At 60.9% G+C, this 23,524-nt stretch carries 22 protein-coding genes and 1 pseudogene; 5 read left to right on the plus strand and 18 right to left on the minus strand.

From position 1 onward, the window contains the following. Nucleotides 1-100: 100 nt before the first annotated feature. Nucleotides 101-2,056: an acetate--CoA ligase gene (acs, locus tag SM130_RS13865; protein WP_102825467.1), complete on the minus strand. Its 1,956-nt coding sequence runs from the start codon at nucleotides 2,054-2,056 to the stop codon at nucleotides 101-103. Between the two features lie 253 nt (nucleotides 2,057-2,309). Between acs and SM130_RS13870 the strand changes: the two genes are divergently transcribed. Then, entirely contained in the window at nucleotides 2,310-3,641 is a 1,332-nt protein-coding gene (locus SM130_RS13870; RefSeq protein ID WP_102825466.1) for a DUF2254 domain-containing protein, read from the plus strand. 157 nt (nucleotides 3,642-3,798) lie between these two features. Here the strand turns inward: SM130_RS13870 and SM130_RS13875 are convergent, their stop codons facing one another. Together SM130_RS13875 and SM130_RS13880 are read right to left on the minus strand one after the other, a co-directional pair. After that, complete coding sequence (locus tag SM130_RS13875) at nucleotides 3,799-4,797, minus strand: DctP family TRAP transporter solute-binding subunit (RefSeq protein WP_102825465.1); 999 nt, start codon at nucleotides 4,795-4,797, stop codon at nucleotides 3,799-3,801. 149 nt (nucleotides 4,798-4,946) lie between these two features. Further along, nucleotides 4,947-5,846: a LysR family transcriptional regulator gene (locus SM130_RS13880; protein ID WP_102825464.1), complete on the minus strand. Its 900-nt coding sequence runs from the start codon at nucleotides 5,844-5,846 to the stop codon at nucleotides 4,947-4,949. 177 nt (nucleotides 5,847-6,023) lie between these two features. Between SM130_RS13880 and SM130_RS13885 the strand changes: the two genes are divergently transcribed. After that, a complete protein-coding gene (locus SM130_RS13885; protein ID WP_102825463.1) occupies nucleotides 6,024-7,226 on the plus strand; it encodes a CaiB/BaiF CoA transferase family protein in 1,203 nt (400 codons plus the stop codon). Between the two features lie 202 nt (nucleotides 7,227-7,428). Further along, a complete protein-coding gene (locus SM130_RS13890) occupies nucleotides 7,429-8,364 on the plus strand; it encodes a hydroxymethylglutaryl-CoA lyase (RefSeq protein WP_102825462.1) in 936 nt (311 codons plus the stop codon). A gap of 342 nt (nucleotides 8,365-8,706) precedes the next feature. Here SM130_RS13890 and SM130_RS13895 read toward each other — a convergent pair. From SM130_RS13895 to SM130_RS13910, 4 genes and pseudogenes are all read right to left on the minus strand, one after another. Continuing rightward, nucleotides 8,707-9,014: pseudogene (locus SM130_RS13895) on the minus strand (NIPSNAP family protein). An 85-nt stretch (nucleotides 9,015-9,099) separates the two neighbouring features. Next, nucleotides 9,100-9,459, minus strand: a complete 360-nt coding sequence (locus tag SM130_RS13900; protein WP_102825461.1) for a VOC family protein — start codon at nucleotides 9,457-9,459, stop codon at nucleotides 9,100-9,102. Between the two features lie 98 nt (nucleotides 9,460-9,557). Further along, the gene (locus tag SM130_RS13905) at nucleotides 9,558-10,178 is read right to left on the minus strand and encodes a LysE family translocator (RefSeq protein WP_102825460.1); all 621 of its coding nucleotides are present in this window, start codon (nucleotides 10,176-10,178) and stop codon (nucleotides 9,558-9,560) included. Between the two features lie 421 nt (nucleotides 10,179-10,599). Then, the gene (locus SM130_RS13910; RefSeq protein WP_102825459.1) at nucleotides 10,600-11,151 is read right to left on the minus strand and encodes a hypothetical protein; all 552 of its coding nucleotides are present in this window, start codon (nucleotides 11,149-11,151) and stop codon (nucleotides 10,600-10,602) included. 144 nt (nucleotides 11,152-11,295) lie between these two features. On the opposite strand from SM130_RS13910, the gene SM130_RS13915 reads away from it, so the two are divergent. Continuing rightward, nucleotides 11,296-12,339 (plus strand): IS110 family transposase, encoded by a 1,044-nt coding sequence (locus SM130_RS13915; protein WP_102825458.1) that lies wholly within the window; start codon nucleotides 11,296-11,298, stop codon nucleotides 12,337-12,339. Nucleotides 12,340-12,597: 258 nt separating this feature from the next. Here SM130_RS13915 and SM130_RS13920 read toward each other — a convergent pair whose 3' ends face one another. The 11 genes from SM130_RS13920 to SM130_RS13970 form a co-directional block, all read right to left on the minus strand. Next, nucleotides 12,598-12,867 carry a hypothetical protein gene (locus SM130_RS13920; RefSeq protein ID WP_102825457.1) on the minus strand — a complete coding sequence of 90 codons (270 nt, stop codon included), beginning with the start codon at nucleotides 12,865-12,867 and terminating at the stop codon, nucleotides 12,598-12,600. An 84-nt stretch (nucleotides 12,868-12,951) separates the two neighbouring features. Beyond that, the gene (locus SM130_RS13925; RefSeq protein WP_146029745.1) at nucleotides 12,952-13,431 is read right to left on the minus strand and encodes a hypothetical protein; all 480 of its coding nucleotides are present in this window, start codon (nucleotides 13,429-13,431) and stop codon (nucleotides 12,952-12,954) included. 75 nt (nucleotides 13,432-13,506) lie between these two features. Beyond that, a complete protein-coding gene (locus SM130_RS13930; RefSeq protein WP_146029744.1) occupies nucleotides 13,507-13,893 on the minus strand; it encodes a hypothetical protein in 387 nt (128 codons plus the stop codon). 360 nt (nucleotides 13,894-14,253) lie between these two features. After that, on the minus strand, nucleotides 14,254-15,144 hold the full coding sequence (locus SM130_RS13935; protein ID WP_102825456.1) for an alpha/beta fold hydrolase: 891 nt from the start codon (nucleotides 15,142-15,144) through the stop codon (nucleotides 14,254-14,256). 119 nt (nucleotides 15,145-15,263) lie between these two features. Continuing rightward, nucleotides 15,264-16,256, minus strand: coding sequence for a TRAP transporter substrate-binding protein (locus SM130_RS13940; protein ID WP_102825455.1), 993 nt, complete (start codon nucleotides 16,254-16,256; stop codon nucleotides 15,264-15,266). 54 nt (nucleotides 16,257-16,310) lie between these two features. Then, entirely contained in the window at nucleotides 16,311-17,138 is an 828-nt protein-coding gene (locus SM130_RS13945; protein WP_102825454.1) for an HpcH/HpaI aldolase/citrate lyase family protein, read from the minus strand. A gap of 20 nt (nucleotides 17,139-17,158) precedes the next feature. Further along, nucleotides 17,159-18,364, minus strand: coding sequence for a CaiB/BaiF CoA transferase family protein (locus SM130_RS13950; protein WP_102825453.1), 1,206 nt, complete (start codon nucleotides 18,362-18,364; stop codon nucleotides 17,159-17,161). A gap of 109 nt (nucleotides 18,365-18,473) precedes the next feature. Further along, nucleotides 18,474-19,826, minus strand: coding sequence for an MmgE/PrpD family protein (locus SM130_RS13955; protein ID WP_102825452.1), 1,353 nt, complete (start codon nucleotides 19,824-19,826; stop codon nucleotides 18,474-18,476). Further along, complete coding sequence (locus SM130_RS13960) at nucleotides 19,823-20,227, minus strand: VOC family protein (RefSeq protein WP_102825451.1); 405 nt, start codon at nucleotides 20,225-20,227, stop codon at nucleotides 19,823-19,825. The genes SM130_RS13955 and SM130_RS13960 overlap by 4 nt, the downstream gene beginning before the upstream one ends. Before the next feature lie 114 nt (nucleotides 20,228-20,341). Continuing rightward, nucleotides 20,342-21,505, minus strand: coding sequence for an acyl-CoA dehydrogenase family protein (locus SM130_RS13965; protein ID WP_102825450.1), 1,164 nt, complete (start codon nucleotides 21,503-21,505; stop codon nucleotides 20,342-20,344). 101 nt (nucleotides 21,506-21,606) lie between these two features. Beyond that, nucleotides 21,607-22,428 carry an FAS1-like dehydratase domain-containing protein gene (locus SM130_RS13970; RefSeq protein ID WP_102825449.1) on the minus strand — a complete coding sequence of 274 codons (822 nt, stop codon included), beginning with the start codon at nucleotides 22,426-22,428 and terminating at the stop codon, nucleotides 21,607-21,609. A gap of 126 nt (nucleotides 22,429-22,554) precedes the next feature. On the opposite strand from SM130_RS13970, the gene SM130_RS13975 reads away from it, so the two are divergent. Beyond that, nucleotides 22,555-23,445 carry a LysR substrate-binding domain-containing protein gene (locus tag SM130_RS13975; RefSeq protein ID WP_102825448.1) on the plus strand — a complete coding sequence of 297 codons (891 nt, stop codon included), beginning with the start codon at nucleotides 22,555-22,557 and terminating at the stop codon, nucleotides 23,443-23,445. The last annotated feature ends 79 nt before the right edge of the window (nucleotides 23,446-23,524 follow it).

Raw genomic sequence — 23,524 nt, forward strand, 5'->3', positions numbered from 1 at the left:
GGGGAACATCGAGCCCGGCGAGTCGTAATGTTGCCGCCGGGCACAGGCTAACGGGGTGGAGGCGACTGGGTGCGCGATCACGCTCCGGGCGCCCTCGCCTTCAGCGCTTCTTCACCGCCTCATGAGCCTCGATCAGCTGATCCACCACACCAGGATCAGCCAGCGTTGAGGTATCACCCAACGCGTCGTAGTCGTCCGTGGCGATCTTGCGCAGCAGCCTGCGCATGATCTTTCCCGAGCGCGTTTTCGGCAGGCCCGGCGCCCACTGGATGGTGTCCGGCACCGCGATCGGCCCGATCTCGTGTCGCACCCACTGCTGCAGCTCCTGGCGCAGCGCGTCGGTTGGCTCCACTCCAGCAACAAGGGTCACGTAAACGTAGATCGCCTGCCCCTTCAACGCATGCGGCACGCCGACTGCGGCGGCTTCGGCGACCTTGGCATGCGCGACCATGGCGCTCTCGATCTCGGCGGTGCCCATGCGATGCCCGGAAACGTTGAGCACATCGTCCACCCGCCCGGTGATCCAGTAGTAGCCATCCTCGTCGCGGCGCGCACCATCGCCGGTGAAGTACATGCCGCGAAAGGTCTTGAAGTAGGTATCGACGAAGCGATCGTGGTCGCGGTAGATGCTGCGCATCTGCCCTGGCCAGGAATCCAGAATCACCAGGTTCCCCTCGGCCGGTCCCTCCAACAGGTTGCCCAGGTTGTCCACCAGCCCGGGCACCACACCGAACAACGGGCGCGTCGCAGAGCCCGGCTTGAGCGCGGTTGCGCCGGGCAGCGGGCTGATGAGGATGCCGCCGGTCTCGGTCTGCCACCAGGTGTCGACGATCGGGCAGCGCGATCGACCGACCGTTTCGTAATACCAGTGCCACGCCTCCGGATTGATCGGTTCGCCGACGGTGCCGAGCAGGCGCAGGCTGGAGCCATCGGCGCCCTCCATGGCCGCCGCGCCCTCGGCCATCATCGCGCGAATCGCCGTCGGCGCCGTGTAGAGGATATTGACGTTGTGCTTGTCGATGATCTGCGCAACGCGGGTGACGTCCGGATGGTTGGGCACACCTTCATACATCAGCGTTGTCGCGCCGTTGGCCAGTGGGCCATAGATCAGATAGCTGTGTCCGGTGATCCAGCCGATGTCCGCGGTGCACCAATAAACGTCGCCGGGCCGGTAATCGAATACCCGCTCATGGGTCAGCGCGGCATAAAGCAGGTAACCGCCACAGGTGTGCAGTACGCCTTTCGGTTTACCGGTGGAGCCGGACGTATAAAGGATGAACAGCGGCTCCTCGGCACCCATTTCCTTGGGTGCACAGACCTCGCCAGCTACCCGCATCAGGTCGTCGTAACAGACGTCGCGGTGCGGGTGCCAGCGGATGTCGGCGCCGGTGCGGCGCGCGACGATGATCTTTTGCACGCAGCGCGTCTGCGGGTGCGTCAGTGCCTCGTCGACGTTTTCTTTCAGTGGAATCGGCTTACCGCCACGAATGCCTTCGTCCGCGGTGATGACCACCTTCGAGTTACCGTCGATGATCCGCCCCGCAAGCGCTTCGGGGGAAAAACCGCCAAATACCACCGAATGAATCGCACCGATGCGCGCGCAGGCCAGCATCGCCACTGCCGCCTCGGGGATCATCGGCATGTAGATGGTCACTACGTCGCCGCGGTGCACGTCCTGGCCGCGCAGCGCGTTGGCAAACTTGCAGACCTCCTGGTAAAGCTCGCGATAGGTGATCTCGCGATGCTCGGACGGCTCATCGCCCTCCCAGATGATCGCCACCTGATCGCCGCGCTCGGCCAGATGCCGGTCCAGACAATTGGCCGAGACGTTCAGCGTGCCGTCGGCGAACCACTTGATATCGACATGGTGATCGTCGAACGAGGTGCGTTTGACTTCGGTGAAAGGCTGTATCCAATCCAGCCGTGCCGCCTGTTCGCGCCAAAATCCTTCCGGGTTGATCACCGACTGTTGGTACATGGCCCGGTAAGTGGCCTCGTCGGTCAGGGAATCCTTTGCAGCCTCAGCGAACACGGGATACACGGATGCAGCGCACATGGCAGTCACCTCGGAGTTTCTGGTTTGTTCGGTCGCAGCTTGTCTCGCAGGCGAACCCCTACCATCCGATCAACCCGCGCTTTCCATGCGGGTCGCCAACCACGCGCCTGTCAGACGTCTGCTTCAGCCGATGCCGAATACCGCAGCAGCCGCCAAGCCAGGCGGCCATCTTCACCAAGCATAGACCGTCATGCGCAGCAATTTCCCCGCAGCATGCTGTCTTAATTCGTAACAACGACTGCCAGGACCCGTCATGTCAGCTCCAAGCAATACCCTGTTTCGTCAACTCAAGCGGATACACGAGAGCATCGTCTTCTACCCGACGGTGATCCCCGCCGGTTATCTCCTGCTCTGCGGGCTCGTGCTGGCGTTCGAGAGCACCAGCCTGGCCGACAACCTGCGAGGCAGCCTGCCACCCGGTCTGACAGAGGCTGACAACACCCGGGAAATACTGGGCACGCTGATCACCAGCATCATTTCGCTGACCGTGTTCAGCTTTTCCATGGTCATGGTGGTGCTCAACGGTGCCGCCTCGCGCCTGTCGCCTCGGGTGCTGCCCGGGCTGATCAGCGATATGCGCAATCGGCTGATCCTCGGCAACTACCTGGGCTGCATCCTGTTCTTCCTGGTGCTGATCTCGTTCATCAACAAGAACGAGCCACACAGCCTGCCGGCGTTCGGCGTGCTGCTGGCCGTGCTGATGGGACTGGGCTGCATGGCCCTGTTCGTGGTTTTCATCCGCGCCATTTCGCAATCCATTCAGGTGGACTGGATCATCAGCGAGCTGTACCGCAGCGCCTGCCACAACCTGGCGCTGCGCCGCGAGCGATTGGGCAGCATCACCGAGGCGCCGGACGACCGGGACTGGTACTGCATCGAGGCACGCACGCCCGGCTTTCTGCGCGAGGTCAACGAGCAGCGCTTGCGCGAGTTGCTGGCCCCCGATGATTTGCAGGTGGTGCTTCAGGTGGAACCGGGATTCTTCCTGGTCGAAGGCCACCCGCTGTTGAAAGTCAGCGCCGGGTTGAACGCGCATCGCACACGCCAATTGCTCGACTGCTTCGATTTCCACGACGAAGAATTCGCCGGTGCCAACGTTTCCTACGGCATGCGGCAGATGACTGAAATCGCGGTAAAAGCCATCAGCCCATCGATCAATGACCCGGGTACCGCCGTGCGCGTGCTCAATTTGCACAGCGTGTTGCTGAGGCGGCTGGGGGGCCTGCCGAACCTGGATGTTGGCTGTATAGACGAGGGCAAACCGAGACTGTTCTATCCGCAGCTCAGCCCGCAGCGGTTGATGACGCTTATTCTCGACCCGATCCGAACCTATGGCAGCGACGACCCGCACATCGTCACGTCACTGATGCAATGCCTGAAGGACGCCCTGCGCGGAGAGGTTTCTGACGAGCAACTGGCGGCCTATGTGGATGAGCTCAAGGCACTGCGCGACGCAGCCGACGCCACCAATCTGCCCAACGATCGCGACCGCCGCGCGGTGAACGATCTGCTGGCGCAAATCGGTCATATGCCTCGCGGCGACCTGCCGCCGCTGGAGATGCTACCGGTTCCTGCTCGTAGCTGAATGCCGGGCAAAAAAAGAGCGGCCTCAGGGCCGCTCGTTCAACCATTCGGTTGCAGTACACACTTGTCCGATCACGCAGATAGACGCCGCCATTCTGTGCAGGCGGCGCTGTTGCCGAAACTGCACATTGGTCTAACAGACCATTGGCGGGCTTGCCTCAGGGCGCCGAATTGGCTGCGCGGGCGGCCTCGATCAGGTCCTTGCCGATATCGGCTTCGAACTTTTCCCAGGCCGGCTGTACCGCTTCGCGCCAGCGCGCCCGCTGCTCGTCGGTGAGCACCAGTATCTCGCTCTTCCCCGAATCGATAACGCCCTGCTTGGCCTTCTCGTTCAGTGCCTCGGCCTGACGGTTCACCTCGACGGTGACCTCTTCGATGATCGCCTCCAACTCGCCACGTACCTCCTGCGGCAACCCATTCCAGAATTTGGTATTGGTGATCAAGAGGTAATTGCCGATGCCGTGGCTGGATTCGGTGATGTACTTCTGCACCTCGTGGTACTTCTGGCTGTAGATGTTCGACCAGGGATTGTCCTGGGCATTAACCACGCCGGTCTGCAGGCCCTGGTAGATCTCGGCGAAGGCCATCTTGCGCGGCACCGCTCGCAGCGCGGTGTACTGCGCGGCCTGCAGGTCCGACGGCTGCACGCGGAACTTCAAGCCGCGAGCATCGGCCGGCTCGCGCAGCGGCTTGTTGGCGGTGAAGTGGCGCATGCCGTTGAGCCAGTAGGCCAGGCCGGTGATGCCCTTGTCTTCCATCGACTTGAGCATGGCGCGGCCCTTGCCCGACTGCTGGAAGCGCTGCGCGGCAGGCATGTCGTCGAACAGGAACATCAGGTCGAACAGCTGCAGCTGCTTGGTGTACTGCTCCAGCTTCGACGGCGCGGGCGCCAGCAGCTGCACTTCGTTCATCAGCAGCGCCTCCATCTCCTTGCCGTCGCCATACAGCGAAGAGTTGGCGAACACCTGTACCTCGACCTGGCCGGGCAGGCGTTCTTCGACGAGCTTCTTGAACATCAGCGCGCCCTGCCCCTTCGGCGTGCTGTCGGCGGTGATGTGGGAGAACTTGATCAGGACCGGATCGGCCTGGGCACCGAGCACGGTAAACAGCGCCGAAGCGGCGAGCAGACGGGTGATGCCACGGGTGAGTCGTGCCATGGGGGTGTGAGCTCCGTTTTGTAGTTGTGTGAGCCATATCGCTGCCCGACTCTACCCCGGCACCGCCACGCGCTGAATTGCTATTTGGCCAAGCAAGACTTCGTGCTTGGCGAAGGCAGCAGCACAATCACACCGCCCGACGCGCTTCTTCAGCCATTGCCTTCGCGAGCGGTGAGGTGTTCGAGCATCTGCCGCGCAGTCACCGACAGGCTTTCCAGGCTGCGCACACCGAGCTTCAGCTCGCGCCGCGCCCAAGCATCGCTCAGCGGCACGATGGCTACATCCAACGCCGGCAGGTAGTTGCGCACCACCTGCTCGGGCAGCACACCGATGCCCATGCCGGTATGGATCATCCGGCAGATCGCCTCGAAGCTGCGCACCTGGATGCGTAGGCGCAGCGGCGTGCCCATCTGCTGTGCCGACTGCTGCAGCAGCACGTGCAGCGAGGCGTCCTGCTGCAGGCCGATAAAGTCGAAGCCGGCGGCATCGCGCAGGGCGATTTCTGCACGCCCGGCCAGCACATGCTCGCGTGGCGTGACCAGCACCAGCCGGTCCTCGCGGTAGGGGAACACCTGAAGGTCCTCGGCCGGCATGTGCCCGGCGAAGATGCCGATATCGGTCAGCCCTTCGCGCAACGCACGCAGGGTGTCGCTGCTGACGCGCTCCTCCAGGTCGATCTTCACTTCCGGGTGCTGACGGGTGAAGGTACTCAGGTCCTCGGGCAGGAATTCGATCACCGCCGAGGTATTGGCGTGGATGCGTACATGGCCCTTCACGCCCTGGCTGAATTCGCTGAGATCAGCGTCCAGCTGGCGCAGGTTGTCCAGCAGGTTGCGCGCGTGGTGCAGCAGCGCGTGCCCCGCCGGTGTCAGCTCGACGCCCTTGGGTTGGCGATAGAGCAGGCTGACGCCGAGCTGCCCTTCCAGATCGCTGACGCGCTTGCTCACCGCCGCCAACGCCAGGTGCTCGCGCTCGGCCGCGCGGGTCAGGCTGCGCTCGTCGGCGATGGCGACGAACAGGCGCAAGGTGACGAAATCGATACGACGCATGATGGGACTTCCGTATTCGCGGTAGACGAAGCATGCACCTGCCAACCCAAGCCATTCAAAGCACCTTTTGTCTTAGACTTCGTGAAGCGCGAAGTCATACTTGGCCAACGGCCAATTGTTCACTGCCGATGCGTCGGTCATGCTCGGCACCATGAATCAACCGGCACAGGTGTCGTGATGAGCGAACAGACAGACAAGAACCTGCCGCTGCAGGGGCTCAAGGTGATCGAGATGGGCCAACTGATCGCCGGCCCTTTCGCCAGCAAGCTGCTCGGCGAATTCGGCGCCGATGTGATCAAGATCGAGCCGCCCAAGGTCGGCGACCCGTTGCGCAAGTGGCGCAAGCTCAAGGACGGCACCTCGCTCTGGTGGCATGTGCAGTCACGCAACAAGCGCTCGGTGACACTGGATCTCAAGGCCGCTGAAGGCCAGCAGATCGTCCGTCAGCTGGTGGCCGAGGCCGACATTCTGGTGGAGAACTTCCGCCCCGGCACGCTGGAGGAATGGGGCCTGGGCTGGGACGAGCTGTCGAAGCTGAACCCTCGGCTGATCATGCTGCGCATTTCCGGCTACGGCCAGACCGGCCCCTATCGCGACCTGCCGGGCTTCGGTGTGATCGGCGAAGCCATGGGCGGCCTGCGTCACCTCTCCGGTTATCCGGGCCAGCCGCCGGTACGGGTTGGCGTCAGCATCGGCGATTCGCTGTCCTCACTGTATGGCGTGATCGGCGTATTGCTCGCCCTGCAGGAGCGCAACCGTAGCGGCCAGGGCCAGGAGATCGACGTGGCGCTGTACGAGTCGGTGTTCGCGATGATGGAAAGCCTGGTGCCGGAATACGACGCCTTTGGCTACGTACGCGAGCCGGCTGGCAGCGCCCTGCCCGGCATCACCCCGTCCAATTCCTATTTGTGCAGCGACGGCGCCTACGTGCTGATCGCCGGCAATGGCGACAGCATCTACAAGCGCCTGATGACCCTGATGGGCCGCGAGGATCTCGCCGATGACCCGCGTTTCGCCCACAACGACGGCCGCGCCCAGCACGCCGAGCTGATCGATGCCGCCATCGGCGAATGGACCCTCCAGCACAGCCGCGACGGGGTGATCGAAGCGCTCAAGGGCGCCCGCGTGCCGGCCGGCTATCCCTACACCGCCGCCGATATCGTCAAGGACCCGCACTACCTGGCGCGGCAGATGATCGAGCAGGTGCAGACCTTTGCCGGTCCGCTCAAGGTGCCGGGCGTGCTGCCCAAGCTGTCGCGCACGCCGGGACGCATCGGCGAAGGTGGCCCGCAGCTGGGCGAACACACCGACGATGTGCTGGCCGGCCTCGGACTCACCGACGAACAACGCCAGGGCCTGCGCGAGCGCGGGATTATCTGACACTGGCCATTGGATGGATGACGCGCTTTTCATCCATCGCGACATTCCCGAAACGGTGGATGGATGGAGCGTCATCCACCCTACGAACTGCGGCCTTACGTAGGGTGGACAACGCGAAGCTTGTCCACCAGCCAGCAAGCCACAACGGTGGATGGGTAAAGCGTCATCCACCCTACGCCCAGGCACAACCGACAGGATTCCCATGAACAAACGCCTGTATATCCAGGAAGTCGCCACCCGCGACGGCTTCCAGATCGAAGCGAACTTCGTGCCGACCGACGCCAAGATCGCCCTCATCGACCGCCTCTCGCAAACCGGGCTGGCGAAGATCGAGGTCACCTCCTTCACCTCGCCCAAGGCCATTCCCAACCTGCGCGACGCCGAGGACGTGATGCGCGGCATCCGCCGTGTGGAGGGCGTCGAGTACACCGTGCTGGTGCCCAACGTGAAGGGCTGCGAACGGGCGCTGGCCTGCGAGGTGGACGAGATCAACCTGGTGATGTCGGCCAGCGACACCCACGGCCTGGCCAACCTGCGCATGACGCCCGAGCAGTCACTGGCGCAGTTCCGCGAAATCATCGAAGTCACCCGCGGCAGTGGTGTGTCTATCAACGCCTCGCTATCCACCACCTTCGGCTGTCCCTTCGAAGGCGAAGTGCCGGAACGGCGCGTCTATGAGCTGGTGCAACGCCTGCTGGAGATCGGCGTGCAGGGCATCACCCTCTGCGACACCACCGGCATGGCCGACCCGGCGCAGGTCGAGCGCATCTGCCGCGAAGTGCTGAACAGCTGGCCGCAGGCGGTATTCACCGCACACTTCCACAACACCCGCGGAATGGGCCTGGCCAACGCGCTGGCGGCGCTGAACGCCGGTATCGACCGCTTCGATGCCTCTCTCGGCGGACTCGGCGGCTGCCCTTACGCGCCCGGCGCCAGCGGCAATATCTGCACCGAAGATCTCGTGCATATGTTCCAGCGCATGGGCCTAGACACCGGCGTCGATCTCGACCGCCTGCTGCAATGCGCCGCCGACCTGCCCCAACTGCTCGGCCACGACGTACCGGGCGCCCTGCTCAAGGCGGGCAAGGCCAATCGCCGTTATCCGAAACCGAAGTGGATGCAGGAAGCCGGCGTTTGAGCCTGTGTGCACCGGCTGCTGGACGGTGTTGCGCCATGAGCGGTGGTTCGGCGGCGACTGGCACAACGCAATCCCGCCTTACGGCGGGGTTGAAAAATGAAGTGATGGTTCTAGTGTTGTTGTGAAGCGAGACTGTCGGAACAGGCGAGTCCTGCAGCGGAACAAGGCCGATAACAATCATGATCTTCGCGATCGCTTGAACGCTTGGCCCCCGCTGCGCGAACTACAGAATGGCCAGGGCAGTGCCCAGAACAGGCCGGATATACGAATGCAACCGCGCTGACGACAGGATCGAAAAAAGCTATTCCTCACTGCTTGTGGGGAGAGTCCATATACCATTTGTTAGGCATTGAACACTGGTTTAAAGAAAGTTCGTTCATAGCTGATGATACACTTGTTTCTTCAGCATATTTGAAGGCAGCTATGCAGGCTGTGTCTTGAAGGGACTTTTCCCGATACTGCTCGTACTCAGCCAAGCTTGGGAATGTGAACATTGCGAGCGCAACATTATTGGCACCCTCTGATGGCAAGAAGTAACCGTGGTGTTTGCCGCCGAATTTCTCAACCAGTGGAATCCACAGTTTGCCGTAACATTCAAATTCTTTGAGTTTATATGGGTCAATTATGTATCTGAGATGGCAGGTAACCACAGTATTCTCCTATATGCCTAACGTTTGGTTAAGGGGCGGGCTTTAGCCCGTCCCAGTGAGCGAAACGAACGATTTGAACCATTTGTTATGCGCCTACATCTGACCACACAGCAAGCTCATTACCACTAGGCTCAGTAAAGTGGAAACGACGACCACCGGGAAACGGGAATATTGACTTTATGATTTTTCCGCCGGCCTCTGAAATCTTGTCAAGTGTAGCCTCAAGATTATTGCTATAGAAAACCAACAGAGCAGCCCCGGTAGAGGTAGACGACCGCATATCTGCTTTAAAGAAGCCACCATCGAGACCCTGCCCAGAGAAAGCCGTGTATTCAGGGCCGTAATCTACGAATGTCCAGTTAAAGGCTTTCTCGAAAAAATACTTCGTCGCTTGCAAGTCAGCAGATGCTAACTCAACGTAATTTAGCTTTTCATGTTCGTACATAGATTAGTCTCTGATTGAGGCGCATAACGCCCGCAATAAGCGGCGCGAGGAACGAGCGTCCGGCGACCGCAGGGAGCGAATTTAATTGCTTTGTTAGTTCATTCACGACGAGCTAGTAGAAGCCCAATACCAGCACTGCCAAGTAGCCCCGAGCAAATCCGGTTGAACATACGACGCATTGAAGGTCGAGAGAACCAATGCCGTAATGCTTTTCCAAAAAATGCATACCCGGCTATAGCTACCCATTCAAGTACTAAAAACAGGAAGCCTAGAACCAAAAACTGAAATCCTACAGAACCAGAGGGGTCAACAAACTGAGGCAGAAAAGCTGTAAAAATCAAAATAGCCTTAGGGTTTCCGGCTGCCAAAAGAAACTCTTGCCGTCCCAGTTGGAACAAGCTTCTTCCTTCGAGTGCTTCATCACCACCGTCAGAAGGATCTGCAGTCCACAATTGAAAAGCCATCCAAAGCAGATAAAGCCCTCCGACAATCTTTATCATGAGAAATAACTTCTCGGATGTGTACAACACGGTTGCGAGCCCCGTTGCCGCAAGAGTAATCATACCAACGAATGCAACAAGGCGACCAACCCCGGCATAGCAGGCGATTCTGACGCCGTACCGCTTCGCATTAGCCATTGAAAGAAGATTGTTTGGCCCAGGTGCCATGTTTAGAGCAAAGCATGCTGGTATGAAAAATAAAATCGTCATTAGCGACACAGCTAATTCTCCTTTTGAACTAACGTTTAGTTAAGGGGCGGGCTTTAGCCCGTCCCAGCGAGCGAAGCGAGTGGCTTGAATGCCTGGTTAGGCGACGATGGCGTGCCGGACGCAGGATGGTGAAGCGACTCTGTGTTGGGGTTGTGGCTTGGAGCATACGCGCACGATCTTGCAGGAAAAAGCCCCCGACGGCGGCCAGGACGCGTGCAGCTGAACCTGTTGGCGAGTTTTGGATGTTGTTTTCTGGCGCAAATGTTCCGGCACGGATTCTCACCGCCGCCGCGAATTTGCAGAATGACAAAAACAATTGTTATTCGGGCGCATAACTTCCGTGTTCCAAGATTTCTGCTTTTACGCCTAACGTTTGGTTAAAGGGCGGGCTTTAGCCCGTCCCAGTGAGCGGAGCGAACGTTTTGAACCGCTAGTTAGGGTTTAGCAATCGAATCTGATTTGAATACCATTTTGTGAACCCTTCGGCTGCTAGGCAAAACGATTTTGCTGAGCAAATATGCGGCTTTACGGTATCGCTTTGGTAGTCATAACTGAGTATTTTTAATTCCCCGCTAGGAAGCCTCAGGATGAATGCCTTCCCACCACGGTCAAACATCTCCCCCCACTGAGTAACGAAATCGAACCGCGATAGCTCTTCTGAGTCGTTCCGCATCTGCTCCAGAGTTCTTTCATCGTCGAGCTCGACATTCCCGTGGTAGCCATAAAGAGCACCATCCAAGAAATTCCAGATTTCTTGGTCGCGTAAGCTCTGGAATAGGTCTATCCAAAGACTATCTAGTAGATCGCACTTTTCTCTTAAACCAACATAGCAGCTATAAAGACCGCAGTGCGGATCGGAGTAATTACCGATTTGGTTTCCGGCGACCCATATACATAGCCTGCCCCATGGCTCAGACGGCGGTTCTAAATGTGGCTCTATCATCGCCTCAATTGCGAAGTCTGATTTTTTGCCGAAGATCATCTGTGGGTTGCCTAACGTTTGGTTAAAGGGCGGGCTTTAGCCCGTCCCAGCGAGCGGAGCGAGCGATTTGAAGGCTGTAATGGACTCTCCCTGCACCACGTTTCTTCTATAACACCGTGGTGACTGTTCACTGGGAGAGGTGCGATGAAACGCATAGCGGTTGATTTGGCCAAGTCCGTTTACCAGGTTGCCGAAAGTGTTCAGATCGGCCGAGTGGATCGACGCAAGCGGCTCGATTCCGGGGCATTTGCGCGATATGTACAGGAGCAGGTCGAGCCTGTCGAGTGGGTGATGGAAGCCTGTGGCACCGCTCACCATTGGGGGCGATTAATGCAGGAGAAAGGCCATCGCGTCGTGCTCTTGCACCCTCGTTATGTGCGCCCGTATCGGCGGCGCAACAAGACCGATCGCAACGATTGCGACGCCATTCTGGAAGCGGCACGCTGCCAGGATATTCGCCCGGTGCCGGTCAAAAGTGTGCAACAGCAGCAAGTCCAGCAGCTGCATAAGTTGCGCGAGGGTTGGAAGAAGTCTCGCGTGCAACGCATCAACCTGTTACGCGGCATCCTGCGCGAGGCTGGGGTTGAAGCGCCGAACGGCATCAAGCCCTTTCTGCGCCAAGCGTGCGAACTGATCGAACGGCCTGAAGTGCGTGCACTGCGTGGAGCGCTGCAAGTGGTACTGGCCGAGATCAACCTCTATGAACAGTCGATGCGCGAGTGCGAAGAACAACTGGCGCGCTGGCATGCCGACGATGAGATCGTGCACAAGCTCGACGAAGTCAGTGGCATCGGCCTGCTGACCGCAAGCGCCTTTAAAACTGCAGTCGGCAAGCCCGAGCGCTTCGCCAGTGGCCGGCACCTGAGTGCCTGGCTGGGCATGACACCGAACGAATACAGCAGTGGTGAGCGGCGACGCCTAGGGCGAATCAGCTGCAAGGGCAACGTCTACGTGCGCACCTTGCTGGTCCATGGCGCAAGGGCGGCGCTACTGGCAGCCAAGCGCTGCAAGGCGCGAACACCGGAGCGGCTGACCCAGTTGCAAAGTTGGGCGCTGCAAACCGCCGAACGCATCGGCCACAACAAGGCCGCCGTGGCGCTGGCGAACAAACTGGTGAGGATCTGTTGGGCGGTGTGGTGCCACGAGCGACGGTTCAGCGGCAACTGGCGCAGCACAAAGCCCGCCTGACGGCGGGGTAAATAATGAGGTGAGTTTCTAGTGGTTGTGGTGAGGAGCGAGACTGTCGGAACAGGCGAGTCCTGCAGCGGAACAAGGCCGATAACAATCATGATCTTCGCGATCGCTTGAACGCTTGGCCCCCGCTGCGCGAACTACAGGATGGCCAGGGCAGTGCCCAGTACAGGCCGGATATACGAATGCAACCGCGCTGACGACAGGATCGAAAAAAGCTATTCCTCACTGCTTGTGGGGAGAGTCCATATACCACTAGTTAGGTGACTCTGCCCGATGGGCTTTTGCTGCCTCAAGGAGCAGCTTGAATTTATAAATTGCCAAATTTATATCGTCCTGCGTGTCACCATCCCATTCTTCGACAGACTCTAGCTCTGCTCGTAGATCTTGAATGCGAAGTTCTATTTCAGCTATTTCGGCAGACCCGCAGAACGTAGCAATTTCTCGCCACTTTTGATCTGGGATTCGTTCTTGGATCGATAGCCCATTCCTCGCCTCCAAGATTAATTCCTGCAGATTACTCATGTGTTACCTAACGTTTGGTTAAGGGGCGGGCTTTAGCCCGTCCCAGTGAGCGAAGCGAACGATTTGAACCAGTTGTTAGGCAGTTCATGTCGTGTACTCGTTCTGAGGCTTCAGGCTAGGTACGCTTGCATAGAAAGAGTGGGCAATAGACATACTTTTGGATTTTAACGAAGGAAGCTCATTGTGGAGAAAGGCTACTTGTGCTTCGAGAGTGCAGCAATCCTCAAGCTGGTAGCAAAATATGACTATTGGGTCGTCAAGGTTTTCGCCCATACATTTAACAGTCGCCCACTTAATAAAATTATTAACCTCAAACTCAGATTGGATATTTAGCGCTGATACTCGCAAGCCAAATTCTTCGGTAAACGTAAGCTCTATTGGTCTATAAGGGAATTCATAACTTGGGCGTTTAAGACAAGCATCGGGGCCGTCGAGTGATAGCTGGACTAGAGCCTCGTCGGGATTGTTGGATGCTCCAATGTGAGCATCAACCCAGGCGATTAGCTCTTCTGAGCTTACAAGCCCAAGCTTCCATAATGACAGAGCGATACTCAAAGTTTCCATACAGAGCCTAACGTTTGGTTAAGGGGCGGACTTTAGCCCGTCCCAATGAGCGAAACGAACTGTTTGAACCACTGGTTAGGCGGCGTGCAGACCATCGTTGTTTTTCCAATACAACGCAGATTCGTACTGGAATGAAATTACAAAGTGCGCATCAGTTTTGGTTGCAATGAGCTTTACAAAACGCTCTAGATCGCCAAGTGCAGAGAAGCCTTCTGGCTCTGGCCCTTTTATCCGTATGTAACAGCGAATAGCTACAGGGAAATTCATGCCTTTAGCATCTTCTGCATATAACGTGTGGTCATCTAATTCGCATGTGGCGCTTACTGATAAGCCTGAATCGAAAAATCCTTGCGCTGCTTTTGGATCGCTATTTGTATCCAGTGCTCCGAGTTCGCTCAAGGTCGTAGAGATAGCGGCTATTGGAAGGCGCTCATCGGCTTCAAGGTGAATGTCGAGACTCATTTTCTAGCCTAACTATAATTAGACACCAAGTGGTGTATAAGACGCCGAACGGGCTTGGTGTATAACATTCCGTTCGCCTTTCTCTCCGAGCCTCTAGCTCGGGCCTCTCAGGGACGCCGGCTGTTTATACACCAGCTCCGGGAAGCATGAAATTGATGTCATCAAACCTTGCCTCGCCTGCGACCTTCCGCAAACGCTCCTCCATTGCCGTGTCGATAAGGCTTCGAGATTCCATGCCGTGTAGAGCCGCAAAAGAAACTGGCAAGCACAAGCGGCGGGCCTAGCAGAGCCCTAGAAAAACCAACCACTGTAGGCCTGAAAACAGTTAGCTCTCGCCGCCCGCAGCATGTAGCAACGGGCTCAATCCCACTGACAGAACTGCAGAATCGCCTCGGCCACCGCTTGCGGCGCTTCGCGCTGGGGGAAGTGGCCGACGCCGGGCAACAGCTGTCGGTGGTAAGGGCCGCTGAACAAGGCCTCACGCCCGGCCGAGGTTTCCGGTGCGTTGCAGGTATCGGCCTCGCCGTGCAGCACCAGCGTCGGCACGGCTAGCACCGGGGCCGGTTGCAGCAGCGCCTCGTCCGATGCATATGCAGGATCGCCTTCGACGAAGCCCCAGCGGTGGCGATAGGAGTGCAGTACCACCGCCGCCCAGTCCGGGTTGTCGAAAGCCTCCAGCGCCTGGATGAAATCCGCCTCGGCGTACCAGCCGGCCGGTGACCAGGTATCCCACAGCAGCCGCGTAAAGGCCGCGCGATCCTCGACTACCGTCTGCTGACCGCGCGGGGTGGCCATGTACCAGTGGTACCAGTAGTTGCGCGCCTGGCTGAGCGAGATTTGCTGGTTCGGGTCATTGGTGCCGTAGCCCACCGCCAGCATTACCAGCCGTGCCGCCGCGTGATGGCGTAGCCCGCAGGCATTGGCCACGGCGCGCGCGCCCCAGTCGTGGCCGACCAGCACCGGCTGGTCGAGGCGCAATGCGTCGATGAAATCCAGCAGGTCGCGCCCCAGCGCGGCGAGCTGACCGCTGCGTGGGGTCAGCGCATCGCGAAAGCGTGTCTGGCCGAAGCCGCGCAGCGTCGGGCAGAGCACCCGGTAGCCAGCTGCGGCCAGGCGTTCGGCCACGGGCTCCCAGCCTTCGGGGCAATCCGGCCAGCCGTGCACGAGCACGGCCACCTGCTGGCCGCGGGGGTTCCATTCGAGATAAGCGATATCCAGCACGGGTGTGCTGACCGTGGCGTAACGACTCATGCCGGCGTCTCCTTGCGCGCTTTGGTCGGTCAGCATAAGCCTGGTTTCAGGCATAAAAATACGGGCCGGTCACATCGGACAGGCCCGTTCGTTCTCCGCCGCTTGGTGCCTCTGGAGGCTCAGGAGCGATTGGCTGCCTGTGCCGCTTCGATCAGCTCGACGCCGATCTCGTTCTCGAACTTCTTCCACACCGGTTTCATCGCCTCGCGCCACATCGCGCGTTGCTCGGGGGTCAGCTCGATGATTTCGGTCTTGCCGGACGCGGCGATGGTCTGGCGCGCCTTCTGATTGAGTTCGTCCGCCTGGCGGTTAACCTCTACGGTGACCTCGGCCATGATCGCTTCCAGCTCGCTGCGCACGTCATCCGGCAGGCCTTTCCAGAACTTGGTGTTGGTAATCACCATGTAGTCGATCAGGCCGTGATCGGACGCGGTCATGTAGGGCTGCACCTCATGCACCTTCTGGCTTTCGTAGTTCGACCAGGTGTTCTCGGTGCCATTGACCACGCCGGTTTGCAGCCCCTGATAGACCTCGGCGAAGCTCATCTTGCGCGGGTTGGCACGCACGGCCTTGAACTGCTCGTCAAGCACTGCGGATGCCTGTACGCGGAATTTCAAACCGCGCGCATCCTTGGGTTCGCGCAGCGGCTTGTTGGCCGATAGCTGCTTGGTGCCGTTGTGCCAATAGGCTAGGCCGGTGATGTTCTTGTCCTCCATCGCGGTCAGCAGCGCCCGGCCCTGCGGGCTGCTCTGGAAGCGGTCGGCAGCGGCCAGGTCATCGAACAGGAACGGCAGATCGAAGATCTGGATGGCCTTGGCGTAATGCTCGAACTTCGCCAGCGACGGCGCCAGCATATGCACATCACCGAGCAGCAGGGCCTCCATCTCCTTGCCGTCGCCGAACAGCGAGGAGTTGGGGTAGACCTCGACCTTCACCTTGCCCGGCAGGCGTTCCTCGGCGAGTTTCTTGAACAGCAGGGCGCCCTGCCCCTTCGGTGTGTTGTCCGCCACTACGTGGGCGAACTTTATGGTCACGGGGTCGGCGGCATGCACCAACCCGGCGACGGTGAAAGAAAGCGCGCAGGCGAGTGCCTTGAGCTTGTTACTCAGCATGGAAGTACCCTCTTGTTTTTGTCGGTTGGTACGTTTCGCAGGCAAGCGTTGCGGTCAGGGCACCGCTTGCCCGGCACGTTGCAGCAGGCGACGGGCACGGCCGATGACGGGGGCGTCGACCATCTGTCCGTCCACCACAAATACCCCATCGCCGGACGCGCCGGCGGCGAGGATGCGTTGCGCCCAGTCCAGTTCCGCGGCACTGGGCATCAGGATTTCGTGCACCACGGCCACCTGGCTCGGGTGGATGCACAGCAGGCCGCCAAAGCCCATGTCACGCGCGTCGGCAGAGGCACGGGCGAGGCCTTCGAGGTTCTTGATGTCGGGAAAGACGCTGTCCAGCGGTGCTGCCAGCCCGGCCAATCGCGACTGCAACAGCAGCGCATAGCGCGCCTGGTCGAGCATGCGCTCGGCGCCGGCGGTGCCATTGGCCAGACCGAGATCGAGGCCCAGGTCCAGCGCGCCGAATGACAGCCGCTCGACACCCTGGGCGTGGGCAATTTCCGCCAGATTGGCCAGCCCGCGGGCACTTTCGACGATTGGCCAGACCGGCTTGCCGCAGCTGGCCGCCAGGGCCACCTGCACCGCGCTTTCCACCTTTGGCAGCAGTACGCCGGTGACGCCGGCGTGACGTGCACACATCAGCAGATCCTCGGCCTGCTCGGCGTGGGTCGGTGCATTGATACGCACCAGCACGCGAGCGTCCGGATTGGCCGTAAGAAACGCGTCGAGGTTGCCCCGCGCCTCTGCCTTCAGGTTCTCCGCGACCGCATCCTCGAGGTCGACGATGACCGCGTCGGCGCCGCTCGCCAGCGCCTTGGGAATGCGTTCCGGGCGGGTCGCCGGGACGAACAGCGCGCTTCGGATGATCGGTGAGTTCATAGGCTGGCTCCTGGGCACGCTCATACCGCGCCCTGCTCGTGCAGGCGCTGGATATCTACAGGGGCGTAGCCCAGTTCGGTTAGCAGGCTATCGGTGTGCTGACCCAGCGCGGGGATCGGGTCCATGCGCGGCGCGAACGCACTGTTGCGCCCTGGCGGCAACAGCGCCGGCAAGCGACCGCTCGGACTGTCCACTTCACTCCAGCGCTGCCGCGCCTTGAGCTGCGGATGCGCCCAAACACCGGCCATGTCGTTGACGTGGGCATTGGCGATGGGTGCGGCATCCAGCCGGGCGATCACCTCTTCGGCGCTGAGTCCGGCGAAGGTTTCGACAATGATCGCGCGCAACGCCTCGCGATTGTCCGAGCGCTGCGAGTTGCTGGAGAAGCGCTCATCGCTGGCAAGCGCGGGTTGCAGCAGAACCTTTTCGCAGAACAGCAGCCACTCGCGCTCGTTCTGCAGCCCGAGCATCACCGTGCCGCCGTCGCCGGTGGGGAATGGGCCGTAGGGGTAGATGGTGGCGTGCGCGGCGCCGGCACGGGGTGGCGGCGTTGCGCCCTTGTAGGCGTAGTACAGCGGGTAGCCCATCCACTCCACCAGGCTTTCGAGCATGGAAACGTCGACGCGGCTGCCCTCGCCCGTCTTGTCGCGCAGCATCAGCGCCGAGAGCACACCGGTGTAGGCGTACATGCCCGCGGCGATATCGGCGATCGAACAGCCGGCCTTGGCCATCTCGGTTTCACCCGGCCCGCCAGTGACGGAAAGAAAGCCGCCTTCGCTTTGGATCAGCAGGTCATAGGCCTTCTTCTGCTCGTAGGGTCCGCCTTCGCCGTAGCCGGAGATGTCGCAGACAATCAGCCGCGGGAAGCGCTCATGCAGCGCCTCGAACGACAACCCCATGCGCGCCGCGGCGCCGGGTGCCAGGTTCTGCACTAGCACGTCGGCACCCGCCAGCAGCTGGTCGAGCACCTGAGCAGCGTCGTCCTGCTTCACGTCGAGGGTCAGGCTCTCCTTGGAACGGTTGGTCCAGACAAAATGCGAGGCCAGGCCATCGACCCGCTCGTCGTAGCCGCGGGCGAAATCGCCGGCACCGGGCCGTTCGATCTTGATCACCCGCGCGCCGAGATCGGCCAGCTGGCGCGTGCAGAACGGCGCAGCGATGGCATGCTCAAGGCTGACCACGGTGATGCCGTCGAGCGGGCGGGGTTTGGCTTGGCTGTCGGTCATATCTTCTTCCTGCAATCTCGGTTCATGCCAAGCGCTTGCAAATGCGCATGACACGCTTTGTAGGGTGGGCTTCAGCCCACCAATTTGTCCGACGGAGGGGCAAGTCCGATCATGTGAAAACGCCCAGATCACCGATCTCGCGCAGACGCCAGACCTGGTCAATCAGCACGCCCGCCTCGTCATCGCTGCGCGCCGCGGAGAACTGCACCAAGCGGCGGAACTTGTCCTCCAGCTCGGCGCGGCTCAGCGTGTTGCCCGGGTCGCCCTTCGGCTCGTCGATGGCGCCGTTCAGCGTGCGGCCGTCGGTGGTGGTCACGTCGACGCGACCGAGCCAGCGCGCCGGGTAGGCGCCGTCCACCTCGGGATCGAGGGCCATCGAGACTTTCTCGCGGAACTCGCCGACACGCGGGTCGCCGAGCGCATGGCTGTGGAATTCGGTCAGCCCTGCCTTGCCGTACAGGACGATCAGGCCCAGCACAGTGCCCATGGAAAACTTCGCTTGATGCACCGATTGCGGCACGGTCACGCGGCCGAGTACATCGATGGCGCCCTGATGCACACGGGTGGTGACCGACGCGATGTCTTCGGCTCCGAGCCCCTCGCGCTGCATCAGCGCCAGCAGCGCATCGGCGGCCGGGTGGGTATGCCGGCAGGAGGCGTGGAACTTGAACGAGGTTTCCGCCAGCGCCCAGCGGGTGCCGAGGCGGTCGGACAGCTTGCTCGGATCGGCATCGCTGGACATACCGGCAGCCATGCCCTGCTCGCCTTCGAGGATGTTCTGCGCGCCAGTCAGGCCATCGGCGGTCAGGTATGCGGCGAGCAGGCCATCGGCGGCGGCCTTGGCCGTGTGCAACTGCTTGGAGTCGGCCGCGTCACGAAGAAATTCCCACAGCCCCGCCGCTTGCGTGCCGGCGCTGCCGAGCAGATGAGTGAACTGCTGCTGGTCGAAATCCATCAGCTTGCCGACGGCCACCGCCGCAGCCAGCGTGCCGACGGTCGCGGTGGTGTGGAAGATGCGGTAATGCGAGCGGCCGAGGAATTCGCCGATGCGGATACCCGCCTCGTAGCCGGCTACCGAGGCCACCAGCAGCTCTCGCCCGGATTTACCGAGATCCTGTGCGGCCGCCAGCGCCGCCGGAAACACCACCGTGGCCGGGTGCAGCACGGAGCTGTTGTGCAAATCATCTTGCTCGACCAGATGAGAGCTGGCGGCGTTGACCAGCGCAGCGAAGTAGGCCGAGCTGCTCTTGCCGTTGACGAGGATGCGCGCCGGGCCGTCAGCCGGGCCCATCTTCTCGGCGTAGCGCTCGAACAGCGGAATAGGATGCGATCCAGCGCTGGCCAACGCGGAGCCAAGCCAATCCAGAAAGAGATCTTCGGTACGCGCAAACACCGCGTCGGGGATCTGCTCGTAGGCAAGCCCTGCTAGGAATTCGGTCAAGGCACGGGTGTGCTGGCTCATGCGTTGGGCTCCAGCGAATTCTCTAACGGATTGGACAGCTCGATAAGGTTCTGGTCAGGGTCACGCACATACACCGAGTGGATCGGGCCGGCCGCCCCGGTGCGCTGTACCGGGCCTTCTATGATGGTGACGCCCTGCTCGCTCAGATGCGCGATAACGTCATGCAAGGGCGTCGCGACGATAAAGCAGAGGTCCTCCGAGCCCGGCGTCGGCCGCTCGGCCTTGGGCTCGAACTCGCGCCCGGCCTGATGCAGGTTGATCTTCTGGTTACCGAAGGTGAGCGCTTTGCGGCCTTCGCCAAAGGTCACCGCCTGCATGCCGAGCACGCGGGTGTAGAAATCGACCGTGACATCAAGGTCGGCGACGGTTAGCACCAGGTGGTCGAGATGGCTGATATTCATGACGCACTTCCCTCTTTCGTAGGGTGGAAATCGCGAAGCATTTCCACCACCTGTGTCGCCTGTTCGATACGCGTGGAAAAGGCTTCGCCGTTTTCCACGCTACGTTTGGCGCCGTTAGAACGAGCGCGGCAGCTCCAGCAAGTGCTCGGCTACGTACGACAGGATCAGGTTGGTTGAGATCGGCGCGACCTGGTAAAGCCGCGTCTCGCGAAACTTGCGCTCGACGTCGTATTCGTTAGCGAAGCCGAAGCCACCGTGGGTTTGCAGGCAGGCGTTGGCGGCCTCCCAGCTGGCCTTGGCCGCCAGGTACTTGGCCATGTTGGCCGCCGCTCCGGCGTTGCGGCCGCTGTCGTATTCCTCGCAGGCACGCCAGCGCATTAGGTCGGCGGCTTCGATCTCGATGTGGGCCTCTGCAATCGGAAACTGCACGCCCTGGTTCTGCCCGATCGGCCGCCCGAACACCACGCGGTCGCGGGCGTACTGCGCGGACTTCTCGACGAACCAGCGACCATCGCCGATGCACTCGGCGGCGATCAGGGTGCGTTCGGCATTCAAGCCGTCGAGGATGTAGCGGAAGCCCTTGCCCTCCTCGCCGATCAGGCTGCTGGCGGGAATCTCCAGGTTGTCGAAGAACAGCTCGTTGGTCTCGTGATTGACCATGTTGGCAATCGGCTGAACGGTCAGGCCGTTGCCGATGGCCTCACGCAGATCGACGAGGAAGATCGACATGCCTTCGGACTTCTTCTTCACCTCGGCCAGCGGCGTGGTGCGCGCCAGCAGGATCATCAGGTCGGAATGCTGGATGCGCGAGATCCACACCTTTTGCCCGTTGATCACGTATTTGTCGTCCTGCCGCACCGCGGTGGTCTTGATCTTGGTGGTGTCGGTGCCGGTGGTGGGCTCGGTGACGCCCATCGACTGCAGGCGCAGCTCGCCACTAGCCAGCTTGGGCAGGTAGTAGCGCTTCTGTTCCTCACTGCCGTGCCTGAGCAACGTGAACATGTTGTACATCTGCCCGTGCACGGTGCCGGAGTTGCCGCCGCAATGGTTCACTTCCTCGAGAATCACCGAGGCTTCGGCAAGGCCCAGGCCGGAGCCGCCGTATTCTTCTGGAATCATCGCCGACAGCCAGCCGGCTTCGGTCAGCGCCTGGACGAAGGCGACCGGGAACCCCTTCTCTTCATCGACCTTGCGCCAGTATTCGGCCGGAAACTCGGCGCAGAGTGCACGCACACCTTCGCGGATGGCATTGAGTTCTTCGTTCTTGTTCGGATTCATCTCGCTTCCTCAACACTTCTCGTTGTCGCGGCAGACGCAGGGTCACGCTTTACCGACCCACCCTACGATTTCGGCGGTCCGGTGCTCCGGCAATCCGGCGCTCAGTCGAATTCCACTTCAGCTTTCTGCGCCAGGCCGTTGTGATCACCCGCCCAGAGTTCGGCCCTGCCCGGCGCGACGATGCGGCCGCCGACCTCGAACGGCTGCGGCACCACCAGCGGACGCAGGCCGCGGTAGGCAAAGCGACGCACACGCATATCAGGGTTGGCGCGGCAGAAAGCACGCAGGTTGAAGGTGGCGATCAGCGGTCCATGCACCACTAGGCCGGAGTAACCTTCGGCCTCGGTGACGTAGGGCCAGTCGTAGTGAATGCGGTGGCCATTGAAGGTGACGGCGGAATAGCGAAACAGCAGTGTCGGCGTTGGCGTTACCGCCTCACGCCAGCCTCCGGCGACCATCGGCTCACCGCTGCTGGTCTTCGGCGGGCTGGGCTCGCGGTAGACGATGTCCTGCTCCTCGCGAATGGCCAGGCGGCCATCTTGGAGATAGTCGTGCTGCACGGTGACGAAGAGCAACGCGCCGGTGCGGCCGTGCTTTTCCTCGATGTGCTTGATGGTAGACACCCTGCGCGCCTCGCCGCCCGCCTCGAGAGGGCGGATGAACTCCACCCGGCCACCGGCCCACATGCGGTTGCGGTTGTCGGCCGGAGGCAGGAAACCGCCACGCGCCGGGTGGCCGTCTTCGCCCAGACCGTTTTCCGCGATCGGCTCCTGAAAGAAGCACCATTGCCAAAGCGGCGGTAGTGCTTCGCCATGGGCAGGAGTGGTTTCACCAAAGGTGGCGGCGATGCGCATCAGGAGATTACGGCTGAGCTGGTCGTGCACTTCTTCGCTGCGGCCAATCCAGGCAGAGATATCGGTCATTGCGGCTTCCGGCTGTTGTCTTTGTTTGGCTGGAGAATGCAGCGTATCCAGCGTTCCGTGAATTTGTATTTACCGACACCAGCGTTCGGCTAAGCTGAACGCCAGCACTTCGCACGGGCTTCATTTATGCATTTCGATCTGGCCGACCTGCGCCTGTTCATTCACATCGCCGAATCCCCCAGCCTGACCCAAGGCGCGCGCCGCGCTCACCTGTCGCCAGCGGCGGCCAGCGCCCGTATAAAGGCGTTGGAAAGTCAGCTCGACAGCAGGCTGCTCTACCGTGACAGCCGCGGCGTGGAGCTGACGCCGGCCGGACGCAAGCTGCTGCAGCACGCAAGGCTGATCATGCGTCAGGTGGATTACCTGAAAAGCGAGTTCACCGAGTACGGCACCGACTCAGCTGGCCATATCCGCATCTTCGCCAACACCACGGCAGTGACCGAGTTCCTGCCGGAAGTGCTGGCGGGCTTTCTCGCCCAGCGCCCTGGCGTGACCGTGGATCTGCAGGAACGGCTTAGCCGCGACATCGTGCGTGGCGTGCTCGACGGCAGCACTGACATGGGGATCATTGCCGGCCCAGTACAGGCCGAGGGCTTGCAGGTGTTGCACTTCAGCACTGATCGTCTGTTGCTCGCCGTGCCGGTCGACCATCCATTGGCGGGCGAGCAGAAAATCACGTTGCGTCAGACCTTGTCCTACCAACACATCGGTCTGCACGAAGGCAGCACACTGCTGACCTTCCTGCGCGATCAGGTGGAAACGCTCGGCAGTCAGCTGTCGCTGCGCATCCAGATGTCCAGCTTCGAGGCGGTATGCCGAATGATCGAGGCGGGTGTCGGCATCGGCATCATCCCCGAGTCCGCGGCGCGCCGGCACAGCCGCACCATGCAGCTCGCGCTGGTCGAGCTCGACGAGCCCTGGGCCATACGCGAACGCAGCATCCTGGTCCGCGAACTGGACGCCCTGCCCGGTAGCGTTCGCGCCCTGATTGCAGTGCTCGCTCCAGAAACGGCGTGATCCAGATATCGCGACCGCTGCGAACATTTGCGCCTTGCTACTGCCGAAACCGATACGCACCTCATCCAGCCCGAATGGA

Source organism: Stutzerimonas stutzeri, from assembly GCF_038561965.1.
In the GTDB taxonomy this organism is placed as follows: Bacteria; Pseudomonadota; Gammaproteobacteria; order Pseudomonadales; family Pseudomonadaceae; genus Stutzerimonas; species Stutzerimonas stutzeri_AA.

Bases quoted from the DNA above. Each gene is read 5' to 3' on its own strand.
- SM130_RS13900 (WP_102825461.1), bottom strand. From the start codon at position 9,459: ATGTACGAACATGAAAAGCTAAATTACGTTGAGTTAGCATCTGCTGAC.
- SM130_RS13925 (WP_146029745.1), bottom strand. From the start codon at position 13,431: ATGGAAACTTTGAGTATCGCTCTGTCATTATGGAAGCTTGGGCTTGTA.
- SM130_RS13965 (WP_102825450.1), bottom strand. From the start codon at position 21,505: ATGAATCCGAACAAGAACGAAGAACTCAATGCCATCCGCGAAGGTGTG.
- SM130_RS13955 (WP_102825452.1), bottom strand. From the start codon at position 19,826: ATGAGCCAGCACACCCGTGCCTTGACCGAATTCCTAGCAGGGCTTGCC.
- SM130_RS13940 (WP_102825455.1), bottom strand. From the start codon at position 16,256: ATGCTGAGTAACAAGCTCAAGGCACTCGCCTGCGCGCTTTCTTTCACC.
- SM130_RS13890 (WP_102825462.1), top strand. From the start codon at position 7,429: ATGAACAAACGCCTGTATATCCAGGAAGTCGCCACCCGCGACGGCTTC.
- SM130_RS13910 (WP_102825459.1), bottom strand. From the start codon at position 11,151: ATGATCTTCGGCAAAAAATCAGACTTCGCAATTGAGGCGATGATAGAG.
- SM130_RS13930 (WP_146029744.1), bottom strand. From the start codon at position 13,893: ATGAGTCTCGACATTCACCTTGAAGCCGATGAGCGCCTTCCAATAGCC.
- SM130_RS13915 (WP_102825458.1), top strand. From the start codon at position 11,296: ATGAAACGCATAGCGGTTGATTTGGCCAAGTCCGTTTACCAGGTTGCC.
- SM130_RS13880 (WP_102825464.1), bottom strand. From the start codon at position 5,846: ATGCGTCGTATCGATTTCGTCACCTTGCGCCTGTTCGTCGCCATCGCC.
- SM130_RS13870 (WP_102825466.1), top strand. From the start codon at position 2,310: ATGTCAGCTCCAAGCAATACCCTGTTTCGTCAACTCAAGCGGATACAC.
- SM130_RS13970 (WP_102825449.1), bottom strand. From the start codon at position 22,428: ATGACCGATATCTCTGCCTGGATTGGCCGCAGCGAAGAAGTGCACGAC.
- SM130_RS13975 (WP_102825448.1), top strand. From the start codon at position 22,555: ATGCATTTCGATCTGGCCGACCTGCGCCTGTTCATTCACATCGCCGAA.
- acs (WP_102825467.1), bottom strand. From the start codon at position 2,056: ATGTGCGCTGCATCCGTGTATCCCGTGTTCGCTGAGGCTGCAAAGGAT.
- SM130_RS13945 (WP_102825454.1), bottom strand. From the start codon at position 17,138: ATGAACTCACCGATCATCCGAAGCGCGCTGTTCGTCCCGGCGACCCGC.
- SM130_RS13960 (WP_102825451.1), bottom strand. From the start codon at position 20,227: ATGAATATCAGCCATCTCGACCACCTGGTGCTAACCGTCGCCGACCTT.
- SM130_RS13885 (WP_102825463.1), top strand. From the start codon at position 6,024: ATGAGCGAACAGACAGACAAGAACCTGCCGCTGCAGGGGCTCAAGGTG.
- SM130_RS13875 (WP_102825465.1), bottom strand. From the start codon at position 4,797: ATGGCACGACTCACCCGTGGCATCACCCGTCTGCTCGCCGCTTCGGCG.
- SM130_RS13935 (WP_102825456.1), bottom strand. From the start codon at position 15,144: ATGAGTCGTTACGCCACGGTCAGCACACCCGTGCTGGATATCGCTTAT.
- SM130_RS13920 (WP_102825457.1), bottom strand. From the start codon at position 12,867: ATGAGTAATCTGCAGGAATTAATCTTGGAGGCGAGGAATGGGCTATCG.
- SM130_RS13950 (WP_102825453.1), bottom strand. From the start codon at position 18,364: ATGACCGACAGCCAAGCCAAACCCCGCCCGCTCGACGGCATCACCGTG.